Below are 5,966 nucleotides of genomic sequence, written 5' to 3'. Positions count from 1 at the left end.
GATCACCACGCCAACGACCAGGGGCCCTGCCTCGTCACCACACCCGCTGACCAGCCCATTTCACCCTCCAGCACAGGATGAAAGAGGCTCACTGACGTGTGTTGTTTTTGGCGTCACCGGCAGGCGTACCGGTTGGATGTGTGTGCCTTACTTCTTTGCCGGGGCGGTTGTCAGCGGGGGACCCGATCGCCCGTTGGTTTCTATGTGTTCGTGAGGACAGGCCCTGTGTCATCTCGGCGAACCACCAAGTACCCGCCACCACGCACGCCATCAGAAACCCGCTCATCACAGCCGTACGCCAGGGTGCCTGTTCCACCCGCCATTCCACGACGGTCAATGCCGCCCATCCGAGGAGTAGCACGCACGCGACCCGTACACGTCGATGTTTGAACATGTTCATCCGCTACCCGGGACAGTGCCGATCATACCGCTGGCCTCAATCGCTGGGGCAGGTAGGGCCGAAGGCAGGGCAGCTCCAGCCCCGGGGACTCTCGGAGTGCCACCTCAAAACGCTCTTGTCTCTCAAGGGTTCTCTGGCGGTCGAGAGAATTATCTACCGATCTCTGGTTCCTTTCGCCTCAGGGATTAACTGGAACGCTTTTCATGTTCACGCAGTTGAATTCGGACCGTGAAGTTTCCGCGTGATGCTGGGCATTTGATGCTTACGCTGCGAGGGCGTGTTCTTGCTCGTATCGCTGCCAGGTCTCCAGCGGGGTGAGGTACCCAAGACTGGATGCCTTCGCAGCCGCTTGCGGTCGTAGAAGGTCTCGATGAAGGCGAAGAGCTCAGCGCGGGCAGTGGTCCGGTCGGGCCGACGGCGGGTGCCGATCTCCGCTTTCGGCAGTACGAAGAAGCTCTCGGCGGCGGCATTGTCGTAGCACGAGTCGGTTCGGCCCATGCTCTGACGCAGGCCCAACCTGCTTATTTCCCAGCGGAGTTCGTCAGAGGTGTACTCGGCTCTGCGGTTCGAGTGCACGACGCATCCGGTCCGGAGCCGGCCACGTCCGGCGGCCATCGTCAGGGCGTTGACCACCAGGGAGGCGCGGTGGTGGTCGGCCATCGAGTAGCCGACGATCTCGCGGGTGGCCAGGTCCAGCCAGGTCGCCGGATAGAGCCAGCCCTCGTCGGCGGGGATGCAGGTGATGTCACCGACCAGTTCCCGCCCTGGGGCGGCGGCCGTGAAGTCGCGGCCGATCAGGTCGTGAGCGGGTACCGCCTTCTTCGCCGGACGGGTCAGCGACCAGTGCTTGCGCCGGGTGACCCCGGTGATGTCGCACTCACGCATGATCCGCTCCACTCGCTTGCGGTTGACCCGCCGGTCCAACCTGCGCAACTCGGCATGGATACGCGGCACCCCGTAGGTGCACCGGGAGGCGATGTGCAACATGGTGATCTCGTGGGCGAGCGCATCGTCGGCGGCCTGGCGGGCGGCACGGGCCGACTCGCCGGCCAGCCAGGCGTAGGAGGAGGACCGGGCCACCTTCAGCAGCCGGCACAGCAGAGCAACGTTGTGGGTGGTCTTCTCCGCCTCGATGAACGCGTACACATCGTTCACCGATTGCTCTCCTTCGCGAAGAAGACCGCCGCTTTTCGCAGCACCTCGATCGTCTCTGCCTGCTCACGGTTCTGCCTCCGCAGCCGACGTAGCTCTTCCCGCTCCGCGCTCGTCAGCTCACCCGGCGACCCCTGCCCGCGGTCGGCCGTGTCCTGCTTGACCCAGTTCCGCAGCACCTCGGCGCTCACCCCGATCTCGCGGGCCACCTCGGTGACGGTCTTGCCGGAGGACCGGACCAGCGCGACCGCATCGCGCTTGAATTCCTCCGAGTACCGCCTGCTGCGGTTGCTCTTACTTCCCACCTGGCACTACTTTCTCTGGAACCCCACGTCCCAGTCTCCAGATGTCCAACATCAAGGGGAAGCTTCAGCGCCGGCCTCCCCCCCGGAAGGGCGGCTGCGCGTGCCAGCCCTCCCGTGACCCCGCGTACGCGGCGAGGCGCAGCGACCGAAGGCGGTCGACGGGGTGGAAGTGGGGCAGGAAGTTGAGGTAGGGGTCGAACGCGTCGCCGTTCGGGAGGGGCGGGACGTCTCTTCGTGGAAAGTGAGCCGGGCCAGGGGCCGTCAGGCTCCGGTCGTCCCCCAACAGAGCTGGAAGACCACCGGTCGCCGGGCCACGGAGGCCCGCACCGATGCGGGGCGGGCGGGGATCCGCGCGGTCCCGGGCATCGGGAAGGCGGTCACCACCCTTTCGCGCCGGCCGACGGTGTAGGACAGGAGGGTGGAGTACGGGCCGGCCGTGGTGGACGTGCGGGGGAGCGGCAGGTGCCGGGTCCACCAACCCCGGTGGTGAGGAGCAGGTCCAGGGGTTGCTCCGGCCCGCCTGCTTCCTCCACCCGCGGCGCGAGGCCCAGCCCGCCCGGCAACGAGGGCGGCAGTCCGGCGCCCCGGGACCAGCGGGCGGTCACCTGCGTACGAGCCCGGAACGTCGAGCCGCGGCACTCCCTAGTTGTCCCGGTGACCGTCGGTTACGACGAGGTGCCCCGTGACGACCACCCCGCGGTGGGTGCAGGGCGGGTCGGCCGCCGCGGCGGCGGGCGGCCGTCAGCGCCGTACGGAAGGCGACGCGGCCGAGAAGGTTCATCTGGCTGTCCGTTCCTGATTCCGCCGATGGCGGGGGCGGTGCCCGGACGAGGAAGCCTGGAAAGGGAGGGGTACGACCCACGGGGTCACCGGCCCCGTCCGTTCTACAGCGGTTCAGGCGTTTCCTCCCGGACCGGCTCCGATTTGTTCCTCGGTGACGACCTGGATCTCGTTGGTCGCTTCGTTGCGGATCCGGTAGACGGCGTGCGGGCCCTCGTCACGGACCTCTTCGACGTGCCCCTTCTGTTAGGCCGGGGCGACCATCACTGTAGGTGACGTGATTGTTCTCGGTGTACGGCATGGTTCCTCCGGGCGGGTGAGCGGTCTTCGGGCAGGAGTCAGGGGACGGGGTGCGGCGCGACCCGCACGGTCGTGGTGACGCCGGGCGGGCAGTGCACGAGACGTTCGCCGAGGCCTTTGCGCCGCGCGGCGTCGAGGAAGGCGGAGAGGGGCGACTTCATCACGGTGTACTCCTCGTAGTGCGCCGGCATGATCCGGGGGGTGTCCAGTGAGTGGGCGAGTTCGGCTCCCTGCTCGGCGTGCATGGTGACGAGCATTCCTCCGGGCAGAGTGGTTCCGCCGAGGTGGAGGACGGTGAGGTGGATGCCGGGGAAGCGCCGGGGTATCTCGTTCGGCCCTTCGAAGGGGAGGGTGTCACCGGTGAGGTAGAGGTTGACGCCTCCAGGCCCGTCCACCTGACCGGATTGCAACGGCGCGCCCATGGCGGGTGGCAGGAACCGGCGCAGTACGGAATGGCCCGCGTGACGGGCCGGCGGGGCGGTGATGAGGACCTGGGCATTCCTTCTACCCAAGACCTCGTCCTCCCAGGTGGTGAGGCCGCGAGCCTGGTGGAAGCCGTGCGGCATGTTCAGGCGGCGGGCCACGTGGGGCGTGGTGAGGAACGGGAGGCCGGACTTCAGGCCGCGCCGTACGACGCGGTCGAAGTGCTCCCCCTGCAGGCGCGAGAGGACGACGGCGTCCAGCTGGGGCAGTGCTTCGACCTCACGGACGGGATCGCGCAGGCGGCGGCTGACCAAGCCGTTGCCCAGGTAGGCGTACTGGCCCTTGTGCAGGAAGTTGGGGTCGGCCAGCAAGGCCACTCCCCATGCCCCAGCGGAAGGGCGGCGCTGCCGACGAATTCGATCTCAAGGCTGTCCGAGCTAGACAGGTCCATGTCCATCCCCTCGCGGGACTCTGCGTGATCGGCCGATCGAATCCGTCCGGTTCACCGCGAGGCATGCGGACGGGAACGTGACACAGGACCTTTTGAGCATCTGCCCTGCTGTGCCCTTCGCATATAAGGAGAAGGACGGCGTCCGCGCGGTCCTGAGCGAACAGCACCTGCAGGCGGGGGCAGACGCAGCCCGCACCGTGTCCCACTACATCCCGAGCGTTCAATCCGAAAGCCCCGCCCCCGGTCCGTGTGAGACCGGATGACCTCGTGACAGAAAAATTGGGAGTTTTGCGACATTCTCCTATTTATGTCTTCTGTATGGGTAGGGGCCCGGTGACCACTCCTTCTGTGGAGGCCATCATGGCGACCAGTCATCACGCACCGATCGAAGAGCATCCCGACCTGGTGGAGCTGCGTGCTCGGCACGACCGTGCCGCCGCGACCCCGCGGGGCCAGGCGGTCGAGGCCCTGGCCCTGATCACCGGCCTTTATCTCGCCGCGTCCCCGTGGATAGTCGGCTTCAACGGCTTCACCACCCTCGCGGTCACCAATCTCATCGCCGGCATCGCCTACGCGCTGCTCCTGGGCGGTCTGGGCAACTCCTACGAACGCACCCACTCCATGGCGTGGGCCGCCGTCGTCATCGGCGTCTGGACCTGCTTCGCCCCCTGGGTCGTCGCCGGTGACGTCGCCCGCACCCGCTCCATCACCAGCAACCTCATCACCGGCGCCCTCGCCGCCCTCCTGGCCTTCGTCGCCGCCTCCGCAGCCCGCGACCGCACCGACAATCGCCGCGGCGCACGCGGCCACCGTTCCACGGCCGACGAGCACTGACCGCTCCGGCCCTGTTCCAAGGCACCGGGATCCCTGAGAAGAGCTGTCCGAGTCGGCCGTGGCGGCGCTCCTGCCGAAACACGGCCGGGGCGAACAGCGCTCAAGGCCTTCGCCGGCCACCCCCTGCTCATCCCCGGGGATCTTCGCCGGCCGCACCCGTCCCACCCCCCCAAGGAGGACCGTCATGTCTGAACGCAACACGCTGATCCGCAGCCTGCACGATGTGGGCCTGGCCGCCTGGTTCGGCGGCTCCCTGATGGGCGCGATCGGCCTCAACGGCGCCGCCGCGCAGGAAGGCGCAACCGACACGGCCACGGACCGGATCGCCTCCGCCGGCTGGGCGAAGTGGACACCGGTCAACGCCGCCGCCATCGGCGCCCATCTGTTCGGCGGCGGCGGGCTGCTGGCCGTCAACGCCCACCGCGTCGCCACCCAGCAGGGCGTTGCCGCCTCCACCACGGCCAAGACGGTCGTCACCGCCGCTGCCCTGGCCGCCACCGCCTACGCCCGCGTCCTGGGCAAGAAGGTCGAACTGGCCGCCTCCACCGACCCTCAGGACGCCGAGAAGGCGGCCGAGCATCCCGTCGACCTCTACAAGGCCCGCCGCCAGCTGACCTGGGCCCAGTGGACCGTGCCCGCGCTCACCGGAGGACTCGTGATCCTCAACGCCCTGCACGGCGAGCAGCAGCGTCCCGACGAGCAGATCACCGGGATGTGGGAGCGGGCCCGCTCGGTAAGCCCCTTCATGTCGTGACGCCCTGCACCGGCTCCCGTGCAGGGTCACGAAGAGGCGCTGGTGGAAGGCCAAGGGCATCGACAACGTGTGCCATGCGGACCTGTCGCTTCTGGAGGACGTCCACAGGGTTCATCAGCTACGTAATCCGAATCTTCCAGAACCGCAGGCAGGCCGGAGGTGCGGCAAGGAATGCCCACCCACTGCGGATCCCAGCGCAGCGTCGGTGAGGCACGCCTCTCGAGTGCGGATGCGATCAGCAGGATGCTGATGCCCTGGAAGCAAAAGTGGAACTTTGCAGTGATCTGCTTCGACCTGGCATCCGTAAGAAAAAAGGACAGGCCAAGACATATGTCAAAGCCGGTATTTCGGGTAGGCGCATGGCGAGAACCCCCGCCCGCAGCATGTGGAGCCCCGGACATCGCGTGCAGCTTATCCGGTCTGCTCCTCCGTTCAGCGACTATGAAAAGGGACTACCGGTCATGATTCCTTCGAGCTCGTAACACGATCTTGTTGAGGCTTCCTGGTCGGGGGGACCGGTGTGACGATTCGGCAGTTCGTTACGCTGCGGACGTGATGATCAGGGGT

5 protein-coding genes are annotated in these 5,966 nt (G+C 67.3%); 2 read left to right on the top strand and 3 right to left on the bottom strand.

The window, feature by feature from the left end:
• Positions 1-607: 607 nt before the first annotated feature.
• The 3 genes from ACWGSR_RS37430 to ACWGSR_RS37420 all read right to left on the bottom strand — a co-directional run bounded on the left by ACWGSR_RS37430 (position 608) and on the right by ACWGSR_RS37420 (position 3,731).
• Positions 608-1,555 carry an IS3 family transposase gene (locus ACWGSR_RS37430; protein ID WP_453573875.1) on the bottom strand — a complete coding sequence of 316 codons (948 nt, stop codon included), beginning with the start codon at positions 1,553-1,555 and terminating at the stop codon, positions 608-610.
• Positions 1,552-1,857, bottom strand: coding sequence for a transposase (locus ACWGSR_RS37425; RefSeq protein WP_453573873.1), 306 nt, complete (start codon positions 1,855-1,857; stop codon positions 1,552-1,554). The genes ACWGSR_RS37430 and ACWGSR_RS37425 overlap by 4 nt, the downstream gene beginning before the upstream one ends.
• 1,118 nt (positions 1,858-2,975) lie before the next feature.
• On the bottom strand, positions 2,976-3,731 hold the full coding sequence (locus ACWGSR_RS37420) for an MBL fold metallo-hydrolase (RefSeq protein WP_453573870.1): 756 nt from the start codon (positions 3,729-3,731) through the stop codon (positions 2,976-2,978).
• Positions 3,732-4,171: 440 nt separating this feature from the next.
• On the opposite strand from ACWGSR_RS37420, the gene ACWGSR_RS37415 reads away from it, so the two are divergent.
• Together ACWGSR_RS37415 and ACWGSR_RS37410 are read left to right on the top strand one after the other, a co-directional pair.
• On the top strand, positions 4,172-4,645 hold the full coding sequence (locus ACWGSR_RS37415) for an SPW repeat protein (RefSeq protein WP_453573867.1): 474 nt from the start codon (positions 4,172-4,174) through the stop codon (positions 4,643-4,645).
• Between the two features lie 184 nt (positions 4,646-4,829).
• Positions 4,830-5,399, top strand: a complete 570-nt coding sequence (locus tag ACWGSR_RS37410) for a hypothetical protein (RefSeq protein ID WP_453573864.1) — start codon at positions 4,830-4,832, stop codon at positions 5,397-5,399.
• The last annotated feature ends 567 nt before the right edge of the window (positions 5,400-5,966 follow it).

It is taken from the genome of Streptomyces sp. NPDC055632, from assembly GCF_053618675.1.
The sequence above is the reverse complement of the archived record's forward strand: the minus strand, read 5'-3'. Positions and strand labels throughout refer to the sequence as shown.

Coding starts and splice junctions, on each gene's coding strand:
- ACWGSR_RS37415 (WP_453573867.1), top strand. CDS start 4,172: ATGGCGACCAGTCATCACGCACCGATCGAAGAGCATCCCGACCTGGTG.
- ACWGSR_RS37410 (WP_453573864.1), top strand. CDS start 4,830: ATGTCTGAACGCAACACGCTGATCCGCAGCCTGCACGATGTGGGCCTG.